The following is a 20430-nucleotide window of genomic DNA, read 5'->3' on the forward strand; positions in this document are numbered from 1 at the left end:
CGCAGGTCGCCGGCTGTGCACAGGAGCTGTGGGGGCGGCTTTAGCCGCGAAGAGGCCGGAACAGGTTAAAACGGTTACAATGCGCGCCACCGTGATTCTGCCAACAGGTGCGCCATGCAGCCCTACGCTATTGCCCCCTCCATTCTGTCCGCCGATTTCGCCCGCCTGGGTGCCGATGTCGATGCCGTGCTGGAAGCGGGCGCCGACATCGTCCACTTCGATGTGATGGACAACCACTACGTACCCAACCTGACCATCGGCCCGATGGTCTGCACAGCGCTGCGCAAGTACGGCGTGACTGCGCCGATCGACGTGCACCTGATGGTCAGCCCGGTCGACCGCATCATCGGCGACTTCATCGAAGCGGGTGCCAGCTACATCACCTTCCACCCGGAAGCCTCGCAGCACATCGACCGCTCCCTGCAGTTGATCAAGGACGGTGGCTGCAAGGCCGGCCTGGTGTTCAACCCGGCCACCAGCCTGGACGCGCTGAAGTACGTGATGGACAAGGTCGACATGGTGCTGCTGATGAGCGTCAACCCAGGCTTCGGTGGGCAGAAGTTCATCCCTGGCACCCTCGACAAGCTGCGCGAAGCCCGCGCGCTGATCGACGCCAGCGGCCGTGACATTCGCCTGGAAATCGACGGTGGGGTCAACGTCAACAATATCCGTGAAATCGCTGCCGCTGGCGCCGATACGTTCGTGGCTGGCTCGGCCATCTTCAATGCGCCGGACTACCGTGAAGTCATCGCCAAAATGCGCGACGAACTGGCTCAGGCGCGCCCATGAGCGGCTTCGAGCAGCTGTTCCCGGGGACGCTGCCCAGGCTGGTGATGTTCGATCTGGACGGTACCCTGATCGATTCGGTCCCCGACCTGGCTGCAGCCGTCGACCGCATGCTGCTCGAATTGGGCCGACCGGCCGCAGGGCTCGATGCCGTGCGGCACTGGGTCGGCAACGGCGCACCGGTGCTGGTGCGCCGTGCGCTTGCCGGTGGCCTCGATCACTCGGCAGTCGATGACGAACTGGCCGAACGTGGCCTGGCGCTGTTCATGGAGGCGTACGCCGAAAGCCATGAACTGACAGTTGTCTACCCCGGTGTGCACGACACGCTGCGCTGGTTGCGCAAGCAGGGTGTGGAGATGGCGCTGATCACCAACAAGCCGGAGCGCTTCGTCGCCCCGTTGCTCGACCAGATGAAGATCGGCCGCTATTTCCGCTGGATCATCGGCGGTGACACCCTGCCACAGAAAAAGCCCGACCCTGCCGCCTTGCTGTTCGTCATGAAAATGGCGGGCGTCGAGCCAGGCCAGGCGCTGTTTGTCGGCGATTCGCGCAGTGACGTGCTGGCGGCCAAGGCTGCCGGTGTGCAGTGCGTTGGCTTGAGCTATGGCTACAACCATGGCCGGCCTATCGATGAAGAGTCGCCCACCCTGGTAATCGGCGACTTGCGCCTGTTGCTGCCTGGTTGCGTAGTCACCGACACTGGGATAACGTTGGCGGACCTTCAAGCCTCACAAGACAGAGAGCCCACCGTGGTGGTTACTGGCAAATTCTGGATGAAAGTCATCAAGGCCCTGGCCCGTTGGCGTTGGCGCGCCTGACTTCTACCCGCCGGCGCCTGCCGGCCCGTCCGTTTGCCTGACTCTTACTGTTGCCCCGAGGCTACTCATGACCCGCGAAGAATTCCTGCGCCTGGCTGCTGCCGGCTACAACCGCATCCCCCTGGCCTGTGAAACCCTGGCCGACTTCGATACCCCCCTGTCCATCTACCTGAAGCTTGCCGACCAGGCCAACTCGTACCTGCTCGAATCCGTACAGGGCGGCGAGAAGTGGGGCCGTTATTCGATGATCGGCCTGCCTTCTCGTACGGTTATGCGGGTGCATGGTTACCACGTGAGCATCCTGCAGGATGGCGAAGAAGTCGAAAGCCACGATGTGGAAGACCCACTGGCCTTCGTCGAAACCTTCAAGGACCGCTACAAGGTCGCCGACATCGCTGGCCTGCCGCGCTTCAATGGCGGCCTCGTCGGTTACTTCGGCTACGACTGTGTGCGTTATGTGGAAAAACGCCTGGGCGCCTGCCCGAACCCGGACCCGCTGGGCGTGCCGGACATCCTGTTGATGGTCTCGGATGCCGTGGTGGTGTTCGACAACCTGGCCGGCAAGATGCACGCGATCGTCCTGGTCGACCCGTCAGAGGAGCAGGCCTTCGAACAGGGCCAGGCACGCCTGCAAGGCCTTTTGGCCAAGCTGCGTGAGCCGATCACCCCGCGCCGAGGCCTGGACCTGAGCCGCCCGATGGCCGCTGAGCCGGCCTTCCGCTCCAGCTTCACTCAGGGTGACTACGAGCGGGCGGTGGACACGGTCAAGGAATACATCCTGGCCGGCGACTGCATGCAGGTGGTGCCTTCCCAGCGCATGTCGATCGACTTCAAGGCGGCGCCCATCGACTTGTACCGCGCGCTGCGTTGTTTCAACCCGACGCCGTACATGTACTTCTTCAACTTCGGTGACTTCCACGTGGTCGGCAGTTCGCCTGAAGTGCTGGTACGGGTGGAAGACAATCTGGTTACCGTACGCCCGATTGCCGGCACCCGCCCGCGCGGGGCTACCGAAGAGGCGGACCGTGCGCTGGAAGACGACCTGCTGTCGGACGACAAGGAAATTGCCGAGCACTTGATGCTGATCGACCTGGGCCGCAACGATGTGGGCCGTGTGTCGTCCACCGGTAGCGTGCGCCTGACCGAGAAGATGGTGATCGAGCGTTACTCGAACGTCATGCACATCGTTTCCAACGTCACCGGCCAGCTGGCTGAGGGCCTGACCGCCATGGACGCCCTGCGGGCCATTCTGCCAGCGGGCACGTTGTCGGGAGCGCCGAAGATCCGTGCGATGGAGATCATCGACGAGCTGGAGCCGGTCAAGCGTGGCGTATACGGTGGTGCGGTGGGCTACTTTGCCTGGAACGGCAACATGGACACCGCGATTGCTATTCGCACAGCGGTGATCAAGGACGGCGAACTGCATGTGCAGGCCGGTGGCGGTATCGTCGCCGACTCGGTGCCGGCGCTGGAATGGGAAGAAACCATCAACAAGCGCCGGGCAATGTTCCGCGCAGTGGCGCTGGCCGAGCAGACGCCTGCCGAGTAGAGCGCAGGGGCTGCCTTGCAGCCCAATCGCCGGCAAGCGGCACTGCCGGCAGGGTGGGAGCCGGCTTGCCGGCGAGGGGCCGTAACAGGTTGGCTTAGAAATCCAGGGTTATCCCCAGGCTGACCCCTTGCTGGGTCAACTCATCACTCTTGCGCCAGCTGTAGTTCCCTCGCAAATGCACCCCGGCCACCAGCTCATGGCTCAGCCCCAGGCTGGCGCGGGTCAGATTGCTGTTTGGGGTATATCCGGTAAGCGTGAAGTCATTGTCCGGCAGTGTCGTCAGGTGCATCGTCACGTCCTGCTGGTCATCCTCGAACTCATGCTCGCGCGCCACCTCGGCGAACACCCGCGTACCCGGCACCAGCTGCACACTGCCCAGCAGGCCTGCGCCCAAGCGCCGCGAGGTGCGCTCCTGGTCGTCGAAGCCCAGCGCCGTGGAGCGCCCACTCTTTTCGTCATAGCCATCGACTTTGACCCGCGCATAGTCGGCACTGACGAATGGCGCCAGTTGCCAGGTGCTGCTGTCGGGCGCCAGGTTATAGCCCAGCCGGCCCGTCACCGCCCAGGCTTCGCCATTGCTGTCGCCTTTCTCGCTGCGGTCATTCACACCCAGTGCGAACGTGCGCTTGAGGTCGCGGTAATCCAGGTGCCCGGCGCTCAGCGCAGCGTCGGCCCACCAACGGTCGTGACGGAACTGGGCGAAGGCGCTGGCCAGGTAGCTGTCGAGCTTATAGTCCGAGTCCTGTTCACCTGCCTCCAGTTTCTGCCGATAGACACCACCGGCAAGCCCGACCCGCCATGCGTCGTTGAGCCGGTAGCTGCCCCCCAGGGTCAGGTTATAGCCGCGCCCGTCGGCATTGGCCGCACTGCGCTGGCTGTCGAAATCCAGGTCTTGCGCACCGGTGGCGACAAAGGCCTGCCATTGGCCGACCGCTTGCCAGGGTGCCTGCCACTGGTTGCGCAGCTCGTCCTGGTGCGCGCGCAGGCTGGCGTGGGCCATTTCCGGCAGCAGCGTCAGCTCCCAAGGGGCGGAAAGGATCGAGTAGCCATAGTCCGCAATCAACTGCTGGCCGGCGATGGTCGGGTGCACCGAATCATCGAACAGTAGCTTGGTTGGGTCGGGGTTGCTGCCGTTGATGCCGTACACCGGGTTTTCCACGCAACTGTCGCCGCTGTAGCAAGTGCCGATCAGGTTCTGGCCGCTGGCCAGGCCGAACTGCGTCGGGTTGGCCACGGCTTCGCTCAGCAGCACCGGAATGTTCAGCGGGATGATCTCGGCGTCGATCTGGCCCAGTTGGCCGACCAATGCCTGGTTGAACACGGCGGACAGCTGCGACAGCGGGTTTTGTTGCGGGGTGCCGCTGAAGTTCGGTGTCTGGCCAAGGTCCGGGAGCAGCCAGACCATGATGTAGCGCGCCCCACCTTGTTGCAGGGCCTGGGCGCTGGCGGCCAGGCGTGAGCCTGCGGCCGCGGCGTCGGCAGGGCTGTTTACCAAGCCCTGCAGAAAATCGTTACCACCGCCGGTCAGGTAATAGAGCGCGTTGGGGTCGGCGCGCAGGCCGTTTGCCAGGTAGCCGGGGCGCTCTCGAAGTACGGCCCCAGCACCGTTGGTGCCGGGAGGAACGACGAGCTGGGAAGTCTGCGTGATGGAATCGAGAATCTGCTGGGTAGTGTAGCCACCCACGGCCCAGTTGTTGCCATCGGGGCGTATCCCTAGGGACGTGGACGGGTTCAGATCATCCGGGCTTACGCCCAATCGCCCGCCAAGAATCATCGGTGAGACAGGTGCGAAGTTGCCATTCTCGTCACGATTGGTAAACCGCGTGCCCGCCGTGCCGCCGCTCAGGTCGGGAAACTGCCCGGCATCGGCCAGGCTGTCACCGAACACGATCATGCTCGAGTAAGGGGAGGGGGCAGCGAACGCCTGGCTGCACGCCAGCGCCAATGTAGCCACGGTAAAGCGCAATAACGGTGGTTTTCGCATCGATGAACATCCTTTTCATTGTTTTTTGGAGAACAACCCGAGCGACCATAGCAAATCGCGGGGCATAGTTCCCAAGTCCATTCGTTTCGTGTGTTTACCGGCATATTGCGCCCGCCGCCCCGGTAGGCTACTGTGCCTGCAAGTATGAGCGAGACCTATCCCGTGTTGATCGTCAGCAAACTCTTGATGCGCGTTATCAAGGCCCACGCCCGTTGGCGTTGGCGCGCCTGACTTTATCTCTTGCCGGCCCGCCGGCCCGTCCCTGTATGCCTTCCTGTCCGTTTTCGAGCGCCCTTAGTGGCAGCGCCGTGTCTGTTTATGGCGTAGGAAGGTTCGACTTTTAAAGTCAGTAGATTCTAGAGGTTTAGCCTGATGTTACTGATGATCGACAATTACGACTCATTCACTTACAACGTCGTGCAATACCTTGGCGAGTTGGGTGCCGACGTCAAGGTCATGCGCAACGACGAAATCACCGTTGCCGAGATCGAAGCCCTCAACCCTGAGCGCATTGTCGTCTCGCCTGGCCCGTGCACACCGAGCGAAGCCGGTGTTTCAATCGAAGCCATCCTGCATTTCGCCGGCAAGCTGCCGATTCTTGGTGTATGCCTGGGCCACCAGTCCATTGGCCAAGCCTTTGGTGGTGATGTCGTCCGGGCCCGCCAGGTGATGCATGGCAAGACCAGCCCGGTATACCACCGTGACCTGGGCGTGTTCGCCGGCCTCAACAACCCACTTACCGTAACCCGCTACCATTCCCTGGTGGTCAAGCGCGAAACGCTGCCTGATTGCCTGGAGGTGACCGCCTGGACAGCCCATGACGACGGTTCGGTCGACGAGATCATGGGCCTGCGTCACAAGACCCTGAATATTGAAGGGGTGCAGTTCCACCCCGAGTCCATCCTGACCGAGCAGGGCCACGAGCTGTTCGCCAACTTCCTCAAGCAGACCGGCGGCCGCCGCTAAGGACCGAGCATGGATATCAAGAGCGCGTTGAGCCGTATCGTCGGCCAACTGGACCTTTCCACCGAAGAAATGCGCGACATCATGCGCCAGATCATGACCGGCCAGTGCAGCGAGGCGCAGATCGGTGCCTTCCTCATGGGCATGCGCATGAAAAGCGAAAGCATCGATGAGATCGTCGGTGCGGTGTCGGTGATGCGCGAACTGGCCGACAAGGTCGAGCTGAAAAGCCTCGATGGCGTCGTCGACATCGTTGGCACCGGCGGTGATGGTGCCAACATCTTCAACGTTTCCACTGCCTCCTCGTTCGTCCTGGCGGCGGCGGGCTGCACCGTGGCCAAGCATGGAAACCGCGCGGTATCCGGCAAGAGCGGCAGTGCCGACCTGCTGGAAGCCGCCGGTATCTACCTGAACCTGACGCCGGTGCAGGTCGCGCGCTGCATCGACAGCCTGGGCATCGGTTTCATGTTCGCCCAGAGCCATCACTCCGCTATGAAACATGCCGCCGGCCCGCGTCGCGACCTGGGGCTGCGCACCCTGTTCAACATGCTTGGCCCGCTTACGAATCCGGCCGGTGTGAAGCACCAGGTGGTTGGCGTGTTCAGCCAGGCGCTGTGCCGCCCTCTGGCCGAAGTGCTGCAACGCCTGGGCAGCAAGCATGTGCTGGTGGTGCATTCGAAGGATGGCCTGGACGAATTCAGCCTGGCGGCACCCACCTTCGTCGCTGAGCTGAAAAATGACCAGATCACTGAATACTGGGTCGAGCCGGAAGACCTCGGCATGAAGAGCCAGAGCCTGCATGGCCTGGCGGTCGAGAACCCACAGGCATCGCTGGAGCTCATCCGTGATGCGCTGGGCCGGCGCAAGACCGAAAACGGCCAGAAGGCTGCAGAAATGATCGTGCTCAACGCGGGCGCGGCCCTGTATGCCGCCGACCATGCAATGACCCTGGCGCAGGGTGTTGAACTCGCCCACGACGTACTGCATACCGGGCTGGCCTGGGAGAAGCTGCAGGAGCTGGGTGCATTTACGGCGGTATTCAAGGTGGAGAACGAAGCATGAGTGTCCCGACGGTGCTGGAACGGATCATCGCCCGCAAGTTTCAGGAAGTGGCCGAGCGCAGCGCGCGCGTCAGCCTTGCCCAGCTGGAGCAGCTTGCCAAGCAGGCCGATGCGCCACGCGGCTTTGCCAATGCGTTGATCGAGCAGGCCAAGCGCAAGCAGCCTGCAGTGATCGCCGAAATCAAGAAGGCCTCGCCGAGCAAGGGTGTCATCCGCGAGAACTTCGTGCCGTCGGAAATTGCCGTCAGCTATGAGAAGGGCGGGGCGACCTGCCTGTCGGTGCTGACCGACGTGGACTACTTCCAGGGGGCGGATGAGTACCTTCAGCAGGCACGTACCGCTGTTTCGCTGCCTGTGATCCGCAAGGACTTCATGGTCGACCCTTACCAGATCGTCGAGGCCCGTGCCCTGGGTGCCGACTGTGTGCTGCTGATCGTATCGGCGCTGGACGACGTGAAGATGGCCGAGCTGGCTGCTACGGCCAAGGATGTCGGCCTTGATGTACTGGTTGAAGTGCACGATGGCGATGAACTGGAGCGTGCGTTGAAAACCCTCGACACACCACTGGTGGGTGTCAACAACCGCAACCTGCATACGTTCGAAGTCAGCCTGGACACCACACTCGACCTGCTGCCACGCATCCCGCGTGACCGCCTGGCCATTACCGAGAGCGGCATTCTCAACCGTGCCGATGTCGAATTGATGGCGATCAACGAGGTCTATTCGTTCCTGGTGGGTGAGGCGTTTATGCGGGCGGAGCAACCGGGGCTGGAATTGCAGCGGTTGTTCTTCCCGGACCAGGTGAAGAAGACTGTTCAGCAACTGGACTGATCAAGACGAAGCCGGCTTTTGCCGGCTTTTTTGTTTGCCTGAATCAAAGGTGGCCAATGACTGACCAACCCCTGGCTTTGACCGTCGAACAAGGCCTGCACGCCGAACAGGACCTGCTGGCAGCGGTATGCCGCGGTGAACGCGACTACGGCGTGCTGTTTTGGCGCCCGACTGACCATGCCCTGGTCATGCCCCGGCGCATGAGCCGGCTGGACAACTTCGAAGCGGCCTGTTCGGAGCTGGCGATCGCTGGCTGGCCAGTGCTGCTTCGCGAAACCGGTGGCGAGCCGGTGCCGCAGTCGCATGCCACGGTGAATGTGGCGCTGGTGTACGTAGCGCCGCGCAGCGAGGGCGACCACGGCCGCATCGAAAACGCTTACGAGCGCCTGTGCCTGCCGTTGTGCGATGTGCTGCGCGAGTGGGGGGGTGTGGCTTCGGTCGGCGAAATCGACGGTGCCTTCTGCGATGGCCGCTTCAACGTCAACCTCAATGGCCGCAAGTTGGTCGGCACCGCCCAGCGCTGGCGCCAGGGCCTGGGTGGCAAGCGGCCGGTGGTACTGGTGCACGGTGCGTTGTTGCTGGATAACGAGCGAGAGTCGATGGTGGCTGCGGTCAACCGTTTCAATGAGTGTTGCGAACTAGAGCAGCGCTGCCGTGCCGACAGCCACATCGCCCTGCATGAAGTGGCACCCCAGGCGCCCTGGTTCGAGCGCCTGTCGCAGGCCTACGAAGAAGTACTGGCGAACCTGCCAAAAGATTAACGGGTACCGTAGACCACCATGGTCTTGCCCTTGACCTGGACCAGGCTGCGTTCCTCGAGGTCCTTGAGGACGCGGCCGACCATTTCCCGCGAGCAACCGACAATACGGCCAATTTCCTGACGGGTTATCTTGATTTGCATGCCGTCCGGGTGGGTCATGGCGTCCGGCTGTTTGCACAGGTCAAGCAGGCAGCGGGCAACCCGGCCAGTAACGTCGAAGAAGGCCAGGTCGCCGACCTTGCGTGTGGTGTTGCGCAGGCGTTGGGCCATCTGGCTGCCGAGGGCGTAGAGGATGTCCGGGTCTTGCCGGGCCAGGTCGCGGAACTTGTCGTAGCTGATTTCCGCCACTTCGCATTCGGTCTTGGCGCGCACCCAGGCGCTGCGTTGCTGGTCGCTGCCCGCCGTTTCGAACAGGCCTAGCTCACCAAAGAAATCGCCATTGTTGAGGTAGGCGATGATCATCTCGTGGCCTTCGTCATCTTCGATGATGATGGTGACTGAACCCTTGAGGATGAACGACAGCGTTTCGGCTCGGTCACCGGCGCAGATGATGTTGCTCTTGGCGGTGTAGCGGCGGCGCTGGCAGTGCACCAGCAGCTTGTCGATGTTCTTGATCTTGGCGGGTAGGGCTGAGGCAACCATCACGAAATCCTGTTCGATGCGACGCATAGGCTCTTGTTTGAGGTTGGCTGACGCGACGCGTCAGCCAATTGGCGCCAGCTTATCAGACACTGCAGGATGTTTCGGCACAATTGCGACGCGTGTTGAGCTTTTCCGACAGCCATACAAGGCTTAAGCTGACACCCTTTTGCGAAATCCAGGAGTATGGACAGATGAAGGCACGCATCCAGTGGGCCGGTGAAGCGATGTTCCTCGGCGAATCGGGGAGCGGCCACGTCGTGGTGATGGATGGCCCGCCCGAAGCTGGCGGTCGTAACCTGGGCGTGCGCCCTATGGAAATGCTCTTGCTCGGCCTGGGTGGCTGCAGCAGCTTCGACGTGGTGAGCATCCTGAAAAAATCGCGCCAGGCCGTGGAAAGCTGTGAAGCCTTCCTGGAAGCCGAGCGCGCCAGCGAAGACCCGAAGGTTTTCACCAAGATCCACATGAATTTCGTGGTGAAGGGCCGTGCGCTGAAAGAAGCGCAGGTCAAGCGTGCGGTGGAACTGTCGGCCGAGAAATACTGCTCGGCGTCGATCATGCTGGAGCGCGCCGGTGTGGAAATTACCCACGGCTACGAGATTGTAGAGCTGGGTTGACTCCGCTTGTCCGGGGCCGCGCAGTGGCCCCGGCGATCCTCAGTTGCGCAAGGCAGGCAGAGCGGCCATCAACCAGCTTGGTACGCGACGTCGCACTGACTGGCTCAAGTGCTCCCGGCGCTTCTGATACGCCAGCCCCAAACCAATGACCCCCAGCCCGATCAGCGTCACCACCACCGGGAACAGCAGCGATTCGGCAAACACCTCGTAAGACAGATAGCCCAGATAAGCCGCCACCCCCAACGCTCCGAACACCATGAACAGCGGCCTGCGTAGCAGCACCGCCATGGCCATCAGCGCAAGGTTGACCAGGCAATACAACGCCTTGCCCAGTTCACTGTCGCTTTCCATCATTGTCAGCCCACCCCAGAACGCCGCGAGCCCTGCCAGGTAACCCCAGTGGGCATAGTCCTCACGGGTACGGCCGTCGACCACCAGAAACACCAGCAGCAGCCCAAGCCCGAACCACAGCGAAACCGTGCGCCGCTGCTCCCAGCTGAACGGCGAGCCGAACACCCATTCGCTAAGGTCCATCGACATGAACCACAGCGCGATGGCAATCGGCATCACGATGAACGGGTACGGGATCAAGCGCAGCATCAGCAGACCGGCGACCACCGTGGCCGCTTCCATCACCAGCCAGCCGCCCTGCACGTAGGTGTAGTACTGGTGATAGTCCGTTTGCCGATCATCCAGCGGCCACCATCCGGCCAGGCGTTCGATGGCGAAGACCGCCAAAGGCACGATGCTCACCGCAACCGCCGCCAACACACCAGCGGCGATAGGCTGCTGGCGCCTTTGCAGGCTGAGGGCGAAGGTGGTGAGCAGGGCGATGTAAAGCGCGGCCGTGCCCAGCAGTGCCCAATCGCCGATGCGCATCCAGGCTTCGGTGAGTAGCCAGCCCATCGCTCCCATGATCAGCAGGGCGCCGAAGTAGAAAGCGACGTGGCTCAGTTGGAAACTGCCCCGCGTGGCTGGCTGCTGGCGCAGAAAGTCCAGCAGGGCCTGATCCTGGCCCGGCTGGAGAATGCCGGCTTGCACGGCGCGCGCCAGGTCCTTGGCGTCGATACGGTCCGTCATGGGCGTGCCCTTAGATGCGGTAGGTGCTCTTGGTCATGACCTTGGCCAGCATGCTCATGCCAAAGCGGACGGGCGCGGGGAAGCGATAACCGCCGGCTTCGAGGGCCGACTCGGCATGTTGCTCTTCATCCACCCGCATCTGTTCGAGAATGGCGCGGGACTTCTCGTCCTCGTCGGGGATTTGCTCCAAGTGCTCGTCCAGGTGTTTGCACACCTGATGCTCAGTGGCAGCGACGAAGCCCAGGCTGACCTTGTCGCTGACCAGGCCGGCGAGGGCGCCGATGCCGAACGACATCCCGTAGAACAAAGGGTTGAGCACGCTCGGGTGGCTGCCTAGCTGGCGGATACGCTGTTCGCACCAGGCCAGGTGGTCGATTTCTTCTTCGGCAGCGTGTTCCATTGCCTTGCGCACCTGCGGCAATTTGGCGGTCAGGGCCTGGCCCTGATACAGCGCCTGGGCGCAGACTTCGCCGGTATGGTTGATGCGCATGAGCCCGGCAATGTGCCGGGTCTGGCTGTCGTCCAGTTCGACGTCCGGCTGGACGATGGCCGGCGACGGCCGGGACGGTTGGCCGCTGAAAGGCAGCAAGGTGCGCATGGCGGTATCGGCCTGCAGCAACAAGCGGTCGAGCGGCGAATAGTGACGTTCGGTAGCCATCGGGCACCTCCGCTGAAGTGATGCCCGACAGTTTACCTCAATCGCCCGAGGCGGGCTTGCCTTGGGTCAGCCCGGTGGCCAGTGCATCAGGCGTTGGCCGAGCACGTGCATATGGATGTGGTAGACGGTCTGCCCACCTTGCTCGTTGCAGTTCATGACCACGCGGAAGCCATCATCGCAGCCAAGTTCCTTGGCCAGGCGCTGGGCGGTGAACAGGATATGACCGGCAAGGCCCTTATCGTCCTCGGTCAGGTCATTGAGGGTACGGATGTGTTTTTTCGGGATGACCAGAAAATGCACCGGCGCCTGGGGCGCGATATCGTGGAACGCCAGAACCTGGTCGTCCTCGTAGATGATCTTGGCCGGGATCTCCCGGTTGATGATCTTGATGAATAAATCGTCCACAGCACTTGCTCCATGGTGAGGGTCCCGGCCGAGTGTACTGAGCCAGGCGCCACTCGCCCAGTGGCTATTCCATTCCGACCGGGCAGTAGCGGCGGTGGATGAAGCCTGCAAGCTTGCGCGTCAGCCAGCGGGGCAACAGGCGCGGCGCGAAGGCCAGCCACTGGTTACGCCGCACCGGCATGATCAGCGCACGGTTCTTGGCCAGCGCGCGTACGGTATACAGCGCCACTTCCTCCGGGCTCAGGCAGCGGCTGTTGCCATCGAGCCTGGGAATGGGCCGGCGCGAAGCGCGCACCGGGCCTGGGCACAGGACTGAAACCTTGATGCCGGTGGGCTTGAGCTCTTCGCGCAAGGCTTCGCTGAAGTTCAGCACGTAAGCTTTGCTGGCAGCATAGGTGGCCATCGAGGGGCCGGGTGCGAAGGCGGCCAGGCCTGCGACATTGAGGATCTGCCCGCCGCCCTGGACCGCCATAAGGTTGCCGATGGCATGGCACAGCCGGCTCATGGCAAGGATGTTGACCTCCAGCAGGTCTTGCTCGTCTGCCCATTCGTGGGCGAGGAACGGGCCATAGGTTCGCTGGCCGGCGCAGTTGACCAGCAGGTCGATGCGCCGCTCGCCTTCTTCCAGTTCCAGCACAAAGCCGGACAGGCGCAGCGGCTGGCTCAGGTCGCAAGCGCGGAACAGTACTTCGACGCCGAAGCGCTGGGTCAGCTCGATGGCCACGGGTTCAAGCGTTTCGCGATGGCGTGCCACCAGGATCAAGTTGCGCCCGCGCCGCGCCAGGGCTTCCGCCAGGGCCAGGCCCAGGCCGCTGGAAGCACCAGTGATCATGGCGTAACGGGTCATGCAAGGCTCCTGGGGGCTAAAGAGGGCGCCTAGTGTACAGCTTGGCCAAGCAAGGTGTTGCGTTTTGCTACGAGGCCTTGGTGCACATCGATTTGCTGTGTTTCAGGGCTGCCTGGTACTCGCCGTGCAGGCGCTCGATCAGCGCCGTGGCAGAGGGAAGGTCATGTATATCGCCGACACCTTGGCCAGCGGACCATACCGTCTTCCAGGCCTTGGCTTCATCGTCGATGGGTTTGAGTTTGCCCTGCTCAGTGGCGTTTTTCAGTGCGGCCATGTCATAGCCGGCACGTTCCAGGCTCGGGCGCAGGAAGCTGGCCGGGATGCCCGACACCGCCGGGGTGTGGACAATGTCCGCAGCATGGGCGCCGAGCAGCATCTGTTTATAGGCATCCTGCGCATGGCTTTCCTGGGTAGCGATGAAGCGGGTACCCATGTACGCAAGGTCCGCCCCCAGCAATTGAGCGGCAAGAACCTCATGCCCATGGTTGATGCAACCGGCCAGCAGCAATGTCTTGTCGAAGAACTGGCGTATTTCAGCTACCAGGGCGAACGGGCTCCAGGTGCCCGCATGCCCACCGGCACCCGCCGCAACGGCGATCAGACCATCGACACCCGCCTCGGCGGCTTTCTCGGCATGGCGCCGGGTAGTTACGTCATGGAACACCAGGCCGCCATAGCTGTGGACGGCATCCACCACCTCCTTCACGGCGCCGAGGCTGGTGATGACAATCGGCACGCGATGCTCGACGCACAGTGCCAGGTCAGCCTGCAGGCGCGGGTTGGTGGGATGGACGATCAGGTTGACCGCATACGGTGCTGGCGCCTGCAACTGCGCCAGGCCCGCTTCGATCTCTTCAAGCCAAGCCTTGAAACCGGCGCTGTCGCGCTGGTTCAGGGCGGGGAAGCTGCCGACCACGCCGCTGCCGCAGCAGGCCAGGACCAACCCGGGGTTGGATATCAGGAACATCGGCGCAGCTACGACGGGCAAGCGCAGGCGTTGTTCAAGCGAGGCGGGCAGGGACATGGCGAGGCTCCGGTGCAGGATGGTTATCGTCAGAACGGTTTGACCACCACGAGAATTACGATGCCCAGCAGGATCAGCACCGGGACCTCGTTGAACCAGCGGTAGTACACATGGCTGCGGGTGTTGGTTCCGTTGGCGAAGCGTTTGCGCTGGGCGCCACAGATGTGATGGTAGCCGGTGAGCAGGATTACCAGGGTGAGCTTGGCGTGCAGCCAGCCTTGGCTCAGCCAGCCCGGGGTGAGGTAGAGCATCCAGGCGCCGAACACATAGGTGGCGATCATCGCCGGGTTCATGATGCCGCGATACAGCTTGCGCTCCATGGTCGTGAAGCGTTCCTGGCTGATGCTGTCCTGGCTCTGGGCGTGGTAGACGAACAGCCGTGGCAGGTAGAACAGGCCGGCGAACCAGCAGACCACGCTGACGATGTGCAGCGCTTTGATCCATAGGTAAAGCATGGAGAGAGTTCCTTCAGGTATTCACGGTCGTCAGATAGTAGAGGCCAAGCACCCGAAGGGTCACCCGAAGAGTTGTTACAGGCGCCTTGCGCCCCTATTATCGTGCGCTTTCCAGACGGCTCGTTGATAAGGGGCAAGCGTTATGATCAAGGTCGGTATCGTCGGCGGCACGGGTTACACCGGCGTCGAACTGTTGCGTCTGCTGGCACAGCATCCACAGGCCGAAGTGGCGGTCATCACTTCGCGTTCCGAGGCGGGCGTGGCGGTCGCCGACATGTATCCGAACCTGCGCGGCCACTATGACGGCCTGGCATTCAGTGTGCCCGACAGCAAGGCTCTGGCTGCCTGCGACGTGGTGTTCTTCGCTACCCCGCACGGTGTCGCCCATGCCCTCGCGGGTGAGTTGCTGGCTGCTGGCACCAAGGTCATCGACCTGTCGGCTGACTTCCGTCTGCAGGACGCTGACGAGTGGGCCAGGTGGTACGGCCAGCCGCACGGTGCCCCAGAGCTGCTCAAGGATGCGGTCTACGGCCTGCCTGAAGTCAACCGCGAGAAGATTCGCCAGGCGCGCCTGATTGCCGTGCCGGGTTGTTACCCGACCGCGACCCAGCTCGGTTTCCTGCCGCTGCTCGAAGCCGGCCTTGCCGACCCGTCGCGGCTGATCGCCGACTGCAAGTCGGGCGTCAGTGGCGCTGGCCGTGGTGCTGCCGTGGGCTCGCTGTTCTGTGAGGCAGGCGAGAGCATGAAGGCCTATGCGGTCAAAGGTCACCGTCACCTGCCGGAAATCAGTCAAGGCCTGCGCCTGGCTGCCGGCAAGGACATCGGCCTGACCTTCGTGCCACACCTGACCCCGATGATCCGCGGGATCCATTCGACCCTGTACGCCACCGTCGCCGACACGTCTGTCGACCTGCAGGCACTGTTCGAAAAGCGTTATGCAGACGAACCGTTCGTCGACGTGATGCCCGCTGGCAGCCACCCGGAAACCCGCAGTGTGCGCGGCGCCAACGTCTGCCGTATTGCCGTTCATCGCCCGCAGGGGGGTGACCTGGTGGTGGTGCTGTCGGTCATCGACAACCTGGTCAAGGGCGCGTCCGGCCAAGCCGTGCAGAACCTGAACATCCTGTTCGGCCTGGACGAGCGCATGGGGCTGTCCCACGCTGGTCTGCTGCCGTAAGCGATTGTCGGTAGAACAGGCCCGCCGCGTGCGGGCCTTTTTGTTTGCCGCGACTAAAGCCGCACAATTGTTGACCGATTTTCTCGGAGAAGCGGATAATGCGCGTCATCGAGTTTTATGGCGGCTACTGCGCCGGGAGAATCAACATGAGCGTCGAAACCTTCACCCCCACGGCTTTGGAATTCACTCACGGCGCCGCGCAAAAGGTGAAGACCCTGGTTTCCGAGGAAGGCAATGATCGTCTGAAACTGCGTGTTTTCGTGACCGGCGGTGGCTGCTCGGGCTTCCAGTACGGTTTCACCTTCGATGAGGATGTGGCCGAAGATGACACCATCGTCGAGCGCGAAGGTGTGTCGCTGGTGGTTGACCCCATGAGCTACCAGTACCTGGCGGGCGCCGAGGTGGACTATCAGGAAGGCCTGGAAGGTTCTCGCTTCGTGATCAAGAACCCTAACGCAGCCACTACCTGTGGTTGTGGGTCGTCTTTCTCGATTTGACGCCGCGTTGAACGAAAACGCCGCGCAATTGCGCGGCGTTTTGCATTGTGGCCTGCACTGTACTTGTAAGGTCAGGCCGGGTAGATCGCGCCGAGAACGCGTAACCCCTTGGCTGCCGTCACGCTGGGGCGGTTAGCGGGAATACCTTGCAGGCAGCAATGGGCAAGCCAGGCAAAGGCCATGGCTTCGACCCAGTCCGGGTCCACGCCATGCGCCCCGGTGCTGGCGACCTGCGCATCGGGCAGCAGCGCGCCGAGGCGGGCCATCAACGCACCATTGCGCGCGCCGCCACCGCACACCAGTAGCGCTTCGGTGCTTTGTTGGGCGTTACGCAAGGACTCGATGATGCTTTGCGCGGTCAGCTCCAGCAGGGTGGCCTGGACATCCTGATCACGGTAGTGCGGCAGCCGAGCGAGGTGGCCATCCAGCCAGGCCAGGTTGAACACTTCGCGGCCGGTACTCTTCGGGCCGCTGCCCGCGAAGAACGGGTCGCTCAGCAGGGTGCTGAGCAGGTCTGCCTGCACAATGCCACTGGCAGCCCAGGCACCATCGGCATCATAAGCCTGGCCGTGCTTGCGCTCGATCCAGGCATCCAGCAGCACGTTGCCTGGGCCGCAGTCGAAGCCATGTACCGGCTTGTCGTGCTCGATCAGGCTGAGGTTGCTGAAGCCGCCAACATTAAGGACAGCCAGGCGCTGGCCGAGGTGGTTGAACAGCGTCTCGTGGAAAGCTGGCACCAGCGGTGCGCCCTGGCCGCCCGCCGCCACATCGCGGCGGCGGAAGTCGGCTACCACGCTGATGCCGGTAAGCTCGGCGAGCAGTGCCGGGTTGCCGATCTGCACGGTGAAGCCTCGGGCAGGCTCATGGCGAATGGTCTGGCCGTGGCTGCCGATGGCGCGAATGGCATGAGCCGGTAGACCCTGCTTTGCCAGCAATTGCTGAATACCTTCGCCCGCCAGGTTGGCCCAGCGGTTTTCCGCCAGTGCGGCACGCGCGATCTCGTCAGGGCCGCTGGCGCACAAGGCAAGCAATTGCTGACGCAGGTCGCTTGGCATCGGCACGTAATGCGTGGCGAGCAGTTCGAGCTGCTCGCCTTGTTCGATCAAGGCGATGTCCAGGCCATCGAGGCTGGTGCCGGACATTACCCCCAGGTAAAGCGGCATACGTCAGCGCTTGTTCGCTGCGAGCATGGTGGCCTTTTCCTGATCCATACGCGCGATCAGTGGCTGGCTCTGCTGCAGGAAACGCTGGCGCTCGGCTTTGGCGATCGGGTCGGACATCGGCACTTTCTGGCTCAGTGGGTCTACGTGCACGCCGTTGACCTGGAACTCATAGTGCAGGTGCGGGCCGGTGGAAAGGCCGGTGGTGCCGATGTAGCCGATGATCTGGCCCTGTTTCACGCTGCTGCCGGTCTTGATGCCTTTGGCGAAGCCCTGCATGTGCCCGTAGAGCGTCTTGTAGCTGTTGCCGTGGGCGATGATCACGGTGTTGCCGTAGCCACCGCGGCGGCCGGCGAGCTCGATGCGACCGTCGCCGGCTGCCTTGATCGGCGTGCCGCGCGGGGCCGCGTAATCGACGCCCTTGTGCGCGCGGATCTTGTTCAGGATCGGGTGCTTGCGGCCAGCGGAGAAGCGCGAACTGATGCGGGCAAAATCTACCGGCGTACGGATGAACGCCTTGCGCAGGCTGTTGCCGTCGGCCGTGTAGTAGCTGGAGTTGCCCTGCTTGTTGGTGTAGCGCACCGCAGTGTAGGTCTTGCCGCGGTTGGTGAAGCGGGCAGACAGGATATTGCCGGTGCCAACCACCTTGCCGTCCATGACCTTCTGCTCGTAGACGACATCGAATTCGTCGCCTGGACGAATGTCCTGAGCGAAGTCGATGTCGTAGCCAAGCACCTTGGCCATGTCCATGGTCATGCTGTGCGACAGGCCGGCGCGTTGGGCCGAGGCGGACAGCGAGCTCTTGATCACACCGTGGGCGTAAGCGGTGCGTACCACCGGCTTGCTGATTTCACGATCGAAGGTGTAACCCTTGGCGGTCCTGGTCAGGCGGATGGTTTCAAGGTTACTGACCTTGCTATGCAGGCTGGCAAGCTGACCGTCCTTGTCGAGTTCGATCTGCAGCACCTGGCCATGCTTCAGTTGGCTGAACTGCTTGGCCTGCTTGTTGCTGGCCAGTAGGTCGTGCACCGCATTGGCGGGCAGGCCTACCTTGGCGAACAGGGTTGAAAGGGTATCGCCACGCGCCACGGTGACTTCGCGGTGCCCGGGTTCCTTGGCCTCTGGCTTCTTTTCGGGGGTTGGGGCTGCCTGGGCTGCTTGCTCGGTCTGTGTTTCGCCGCCTTCGATCTGTGCGAAAGGTGAGCCCTGGTCGGCTTGGCCCTGCACCAGAGGTGCGGCCTGGGACTCGTCCTTCAGCTGCTCGGCCGGGCTTTCCAGTTCGAGGCTGAGGGTGGTCTTCTTGGCTTCGACTTCGCTGGACGGGAATACCAGCAGGGCCAGGCTGAGCAGGGCGGCGATGCCGCTGGCGGCCAACAGATGGCTTTTCGGATAAAGCGGGGGCGCTTTAGGCGTTTCGTTGGTCATAGGTAGGTGACTTTTGAAGAAAAATGAATATGGAAAAGATGAATGACATGATGAAGATGAAATAACTGTATAAAATATAACCAAATCCATTTTCACGCAAGGGCGCGTAGACGCCGCAAGCCTGCGGTCAGGTCACATTCCATTGCGAAACTTGTATTTGATGGCCGATCTTGTATGGTTGGCTCCCCTTGAATCTGAGCCTTGCGGGTCTGTCTATGAAGTCGGTTGAAGAGCAGCTGGCGCTTATCAAGCGCGGTGCGGAAGAAGTGTTGGTCGAGTCGGAACTGGTGGAGAAGCTCAAGCGCGGCCAGCCTCTGCGTATCAAGGCAGGTTTCGACCCGACTGCGCCTGACCTGCACCTGGGGCACACCGTGCTGATCAACAAGCTGCGCCAGTTCCAGGAGCTGGGCCATCAGGTCATCTTCCTGATCGGTGACTTCACCGGGATGATCGGTGACCCGAGCGGCAAGAGCGCCACACGTCCGCCGCTGACCCGTGAGCAGGTGCTGGAGAACGCCGAGACGTATAAACAGCAGGTGTTCAAGATTCTCGACCCGGCCAAGACCGAAGTCGCCTTCAACTCCACCTGGATGGACGCGCTGACCCCGGCCGACTTCATTCGCCTGGCGTCGCAGTACACCGTGGCGCGCATGCTTGAGCGTGATGACTTCGACAAGCGTTACACCACCAACCAGCCAATTGCTATCCACGAGTTCCTGTACCCGCTGGTGCAGGGGTACGACTCGGTGGCGCTGAACGCTGACGTGGAGTTGGGCGGTACCGACCAGAAATTCAACCTGCTGATGGGGCGCGAGTTGCAGCGCTCCTACGGCCAGGAAGCGCAGAACATCGTGACCATGCCGCTGCTCGAAGGGCTGGATGGCGTGAAGAAGATGTCCAAATCCTTGGGCAACTATGTTGGTATCCAGGAAGCGCCGGGGGTGATGTACAGCAAGCTGGTGTCGATCCCGGACACGCTGATGTGGCGCTATTTCGAACTGCTGAGCTTCCGTTCGATGGATGAGATCGATCAGTTCCGTGCCGATGTCGCCAATGGCGCGAACCCGCGTGATATCAAGATCAAGCTGGCGGAAGAGATCGTTGCGCGTTTCCACGGCGAAGAAGCGGCGGCCAATGCCCACCGTGCGGCGGGTAATCGCATGAAGGACGGTGAGTTGCCGGAAGACCTGCCTGAGGTCGAAGTGGCGGCGGCTGAAAACTTGCCGATCGCTGCTGTGCTGAATCGGGCGGGCCTGGTGAAAAACTCGGCAATGGCGCGTGATCTTCTCAATGGTGGTGCGGTGAAGGTCGACGGTGCGGTGGTTGATCGTGACTTTGTGTTTGCGATTGGCGCGACCCATGTGTGCCAGGCAGGCAAGAAGTCGTTTGCCCGGGTTACCCTCAAGGCAGAGTGATTGCCTGTTGGTGTAGCTATGTAGCTATATATACAAAGCGGGGAGGCCGAAAGGCCTCCCCGCTTTGTTTTGTGGGTGGGCTGAGAGGTGCTTGGCTTTGAGGATTCGGCGCCCTTGAGACCGAGCGCCGCCCACGCGGCGCATCGCGGCTAAAGCCGCTCCTTGTATCTCGACTTTCGCCTCCCAAGAGGCGAAAGTTCTCGACTGATCATCGAGGGAAGGTCTTGAAGCGGAGCCGCTCCTAGGGCATCGAGCCCGTACTGTAGATGACGCTCTGGC

The 20430-nt window shown here is 62.3% G+C and carries 21 protein-coding genes; 11 read left to right on the forward strand and 10 right to left on the reverse strand.

The genetic code is table 11. The features are described from left to right. The first annotated feature begins 114 nt into the window (after positions 1–114). The 3 genes from rpe to trpE all read left to right on the forward strand — a co-directional run bounded on the left by rpe (position 115) and on the right by trpE (position 3153). On the forward strand, positions 115–789 hold the full coding sequence (gene rpe, locus ABEH27_RS11360; RefSeq protein WP_346613673.1) for a ribulose-phosphate 3-epimerase: 675 nt from the start codon (positions 115–117) through the stop codon (positions 787–789). Continuing rightward, positions 786–1604 (forward strand): phosphoglycolate phosphatase, encoded by an 819-nt coding sequence (locus ABEH27_RS11365; RefSeq protein WP_346613674.1) that lies wholly within the window; start codon positions 786–788, stop codon positions 1602–1604. Before rpe ends, ABEH27_RS11365 begins: the two co-directional genes overlap by 4 nt. 67 nt (positions 1605–1671) lie before the next feature. Beyond that, the gene (trpE, locus tag ABEH27_RS11370; RefSeq protein ID WP_346613675.1) at positions 1672–3153 is read left to right on the forward strand and encodes an anthranilate synthase component I; all 1482 of its coding nucleotides are present in this window, start codon (positions 1672–1674) and stop codon (positions 3151–3153) included. Between the two features lie 94 nt (positions 3154–3247). On the opposite strand, the gene estP is transcribed toward trpE, so the two are convergent. Continuing rightward, positions 3248–5137: an esterase EstP gene (gene estP / locus ABEH27_RS11375; RefSeq protein ID WP_346613676.1), complete on the reverse strand. Its 1890-nt coding sequence runs from the start codon at positions 5135–5137 to the stop codon at positions 3248–3250. A gap of 372 nt (positions 5138–5509) precedes the next feature. On the opposite strand from estP, the gene ABEH27_RS11380 reads away from it, so the two are divergent. Genes ABEH27_RS11380 through ABEH27_RS11395 form a run of 4 tightly spaced genes read left to right on the forward strand, consistent with a single transcriptional unit; the run spans position 5510 to position 8753 of the window. Then, on the forward strand, positions 5510–6103 hold the full coding sequence (locus tag ABEH27_RS11380) for an aminodeoxychorismate/anthranilate synthase component II (RefSeq protein ID WP_346613677.1): 594 nt from the start codon (positions 5510–5512) through the stop codon (positions 6101–6103). 9 nt (positions 6104–6112) lie between these two features. Beyond that, a complete protein-coding gene (trpD, locus tag ABEH27_RS11385; RefSeq protein ID WP_346613678.1) occupies positions 6113–7162 on the forward strand; it encodes an anthranilate phosphoribosyltransferase in 1050 nt (349 codons plus the stop codon). After that, complete coding sequence (gene trpC, locus ABEH27_RS11390; protein WP_346613679.1) at positions 7159–7992, forward strand: indole-3-glycerol phosphate synthase TrpC; 834 nt, start codon at positions 7159–7161, stop codon at positions 7990–7992. The genes trpD and trpC overlap by 4 nt, the downstream gene beginning before the upstream one ends. A 56-nt stretch (positions 7993–8048) precedes the next feature. Further along, entirely contained in the window at positions 8049–8753 is a 705-nt protein-coding gene (locus ABEH27_RS11395) for a lipoate--protein ligase family protein (protein WP_346613680.1), read from the forward strand. Here ABEH27_RS11395 and crp read toward each other — a convergent pair. Next, complete coding sequence (gene crp / locus ABEH27_RS11400) at positions 8750–9394, reverse strand: cAMP-activated global transcriptional regulator CRP (RefSeq protein WP_346613681.1); 645 nt, start codon at positions 9392–9394, stop codon at positions 8750–8752. The genes ABEH27_RS11395 and crp overlap by 4 nt on opposite strands. 191 nt (positions 9395–9585) lie before the next feature. Between crp and ABEH27_RS11405 the strand changes: the two genes are divergently transcribed. Continuing rightward, positions 9586–10008 carry an OsmC family protein gene (locus ABEH27_RS11405; protein WP_016715792.1) on the forward strand — a complete coding sequence of 141 codons (423 nt, stop codon included), beginning with the start codon at positions 9586–9588 and terminating at the stop codon, positions 10006–10008. 39 nt (positions 10009–10047) lie between these two features. On the opposite strand, the gene ABEH27_RS11410 is transcribed toward ABEH27_RS11405, so the two are convergent. From ABEH27_RS11410 to hemJ, 6 genes are all read right to left on the reverse strand, one after another. Continuing rightward, the gene (locus ABEH27_RS11410; protein ID WP_346613682.1) at positions 10048–11088 is read right to left on the reverse strand and encodes a DUF2157 domain-containing protein; all 1041 of its coding nucleotides are present in this window, start codon (positions 11086–11088) and stop codon (positions 10048–10050) included. Between the two features lie 10 nt (positions 11089–11098). Continuing rightward, positions 11099–11746 (reverse strand): 2-polyprenyl-3-methyl-6-methoxy-1,4-benzoquinone monooxygenase, encoded by a 648-nt coding sequence (gene coq7, locus ABEH27_RS11415; RefSeq protein WP_346613683.1) that lies wholly within the window; start codon positions 11744–11746, stop codon positions 11099–11101. Between the two features lie 66 nt (positions 11747–11812). Further along, on the reverse strand, positions 11813–12151 hold the full coding sequence (locus ABEH27_RS11420; RefSeq protein ID WP_346613684.1) for a histidine triad nucleotide-binding protein: 339 nt from the start codon (positions 12149–12151) through the stop codon (positions 11813–11815). A gap of 64 nt (positions 12152–12215) precedes the next feature. Beyond that, complete coding sequence (locus ABEH27_RS11425) at positions 12216–12998, reverse strand: SDR family oxidoreductase (protein ID WP_346613685.1); 783 nt, start codon at positions 12996–12998, stop codon at positions 12216–12218. Positions 12999–13065: 67 nt separating this feature from the next. Then, a complete protein-coding gene (locus tag ABEH27_RS11430) occupies positions 13066–14022 on the reverse strand; it encodes a nitronate monooxygenase family protein (protein ID WP_346613686.1) in 957 nt (318 codons plus the stop codon). 29 nt (positions 14023–14051) lie between these two features. Continuing rightward, positions 14052–14477 (reverse strand): protoporphyrinogen oxidase HemJ, encoded by a 426-nt coding sequence (hemJ, locus tag ABEH27_RS11435; RefSeq protein ID WP_346613687.1) that lies wholly within the window; start codon positions 14475–14477, stop codon positions 14052–14054. Positions 14478–14619: 142 nt separating this feature from the next. On the opposite strand from hemJ, the gene argC reads away from it, so the two are divergent. Together argC and erpA are read left to right on the forward strand one after the other, a co-directional pair. Further along, positions 14620–15654, forward strand: a complete 1035-nt coding sequence (argC, locus tag ABEH27_RS11440; RefSeq protein ID WP_346613688.1) for an N-acetyl-gamma-glutamyl-phosphate reductase — start codon at positions 14620–14622, stop codon at positions 15652–15654. Between the two features lie 146 nt (positions 15655–15800). Next, positions 15801–16151, forward strand: a complete 351-nt coding sequence (erpA, locus tag ABEH27_RS11445; RefSeq protein ID WP_346613689.1) for an iron-sulfur cluster insertion protein ErpA — start codon at positions 15801–15803, stop codon at positions 16149–16151. Between the two features lie 71 nt (positions 16152–16222). Here the strand turns inward: erpA and ABEH27_RS11450 are convergent, their stop codons facing one another. After that, positions 16223–17314 carry an anhydro-N-acetylmuramic acid kinase gene (locus ABEH27_RS11450; protein WP_346613690.1) on the reverse strand — a complete coding sequence of 364 codons (1092 nt, stop codon included), beginning with the start codon at positions 17312–17314 and terminating at the stop codon, positions 16223–16225. A 3-nt stretch (positions 17315–17317) separates the two neighbouring features. After that, positions 17318–18736, reverse strand: coding sequence for a peptidoglycan DD-metalloendopeptidase family protein (locus tag ABEH27_RS11455; RefSeq protein ID WP_346613691.1), 1419 nt, complete (start codon positions 18734–18736; stop codon positions 17318–17320). A gap of 215 nt (positions 18737–18951) precedes the next feature. On the opposite strand from ABEH27_RS11455, the gene tyrS reads away from it, so the two are divergent. Beyond that, entirely contained in the window at positions 18952–20151 is a 1200-nt protein-coding gene (tyrS, locus tag ABEH27_RS11460) for a tyrosine--tRNA ligase (RefSeq protein ID WP_346613692.1), read from the forward strand. The last annotated feature ends 279 nt before the right edge of the window (positions 20152–20430 follow it).

Source organism: Pseudomonas sp. P39-UII1 (genome assembly GCF_039672635.1).
GTDB lineage: Bacteria > Pseudomonadota > Gammaproteobacteria > Pseudomonadales > Pseudomonadaceae > Aquipseudomonas.

Coding starts and splice junctions, on each gene's coding strand:
- tyrS (WP_346613692.1), top strand. CDS start 18,952: ATGAAGTCGGTTGAAGAGCAGCTGGCGCTTATCAAGCGCGGTGCGGAA.
- ABEH27_RS11430 (WP_346613686.1), bottom strand. CDS start 14,022: ATGTCCCTGCCCGCCTCGCTTGAACAACGCCTGCGCTTGCCCGTCGTA.
- ABEH27_RS11405 (WP_016715792.1), top strand. CDS start 9,586: ATGAAGGCACGCATCCAGTGGGCCGGTGAAGCGATGTTCCTCGGCGAA.
- ABEH27_RS11365 (WP_346613674.1), top strand. CDS start 786: ATGAGCGGCTTCGAGCAGCTGTTCCCGGGGACGCTGCCCAGGCTGGTG.
- ABEH27_RS11380 (WP_346613677.1), top strand. CDS start 5,510: ATGTTACTGATGATCGACAATTACGACTCATTCACTTACAACGTCGTG.
- ABEH27_RS11425 (WP_346613685.1), bottom strand. CDS start 12,998: ATGACCCGTTACGCCATGATCACTGGTGCTTCCAGCGGCCTGGGCCTG.
- estP (WP_346613676.1), bottom strand. CDS start 5,137: ATGCGAAAACCACCGTTATTGCGCTTTACCGTGGCTACATTGGCGCTG.
- ABEH27_RS11395 (WP_346613680.1), top strand. CDS start 8,049: ATGACTGACCAACCCCTGGCTTTGACCGTCGAACAAGGCCTGCACGCC.
- ABEH27_RS11450 (WP_346613690.1), bottom strand. CDS start 17,314: ATGCCGCTTTACCTGGGGGTAATGTCCGGCACCAGCCTCGATGGCCTG.
- rpe (WP_346613673.1), top strand. CDS start 115: ATGCAGCCCTACGCTATTGCCCCCTCCATTCTGTCCGCCGATTTCGCC.
- trpE (WP_346613675.1), top strand. CDS start 1,672: ATGACCCGCGAAGAATTCCTGCGCCTGGCTGCTGCCGGCTACAACCGC.
- ABEH27_RS11455 (WP_346613691.1), bottom strand. CDS start 18,736: ATGACCAACGAAACGCCTAAAGCGCCCCCGCTTTATCCGAAAAGCCAT.
- coq7 (WP_346613683.1), bottom strand. CDS start 11,746: ATGGCTACCGAACGTCACTATTCGCCGCTCGACCGCTTGTTGCTGCAG.
- argC (WP_346613688.1), top strand. CDS start 14,620: ATGATCAAGGTCGGTATCGTCGGCGGCACGGGTTACACCGGCGTCGAA.
- erpA (WP_346613689.1), top strand. CDS start 15,801: ATGAGCGTCGAAACCTTCACCCCCACGGCTTTGGAATTCACTCACGGC.
- crp (WP_346613681.1), bottom strand. CDS start 9,394: ATGGTTGCCTCAGCCCTACCCGCCAAGATCAAGAACATCGACAAGCTG.
- trpD (WP_346613678.1), top strand. CDS start 6,113: ATGGATATCAAGAGCGCGTTGAGCCGTATCGTCGGCCAACTGGACCTT.
- ABEH27_RS11410 (WP_346613682.1), bottom strand. CDS start 11,088: ATGACGGACCGTATCGACGCCAAGGACCTGGCGCGCGCCGTGCAAGCC.
- hemJ (WP_346613687.1), bottom strand. CDS start 14,477: ATGCTTTACCTATGGATCAAAGCGCTGCACATCGTCAGCGTGGTCTGC.
- trpC (WP_346613679.1), top strand. CDS start 7,159: ATGAGTGTCCCGACGGTGCTGGAACGGATCATCGCCCGCAAGTTTCAG.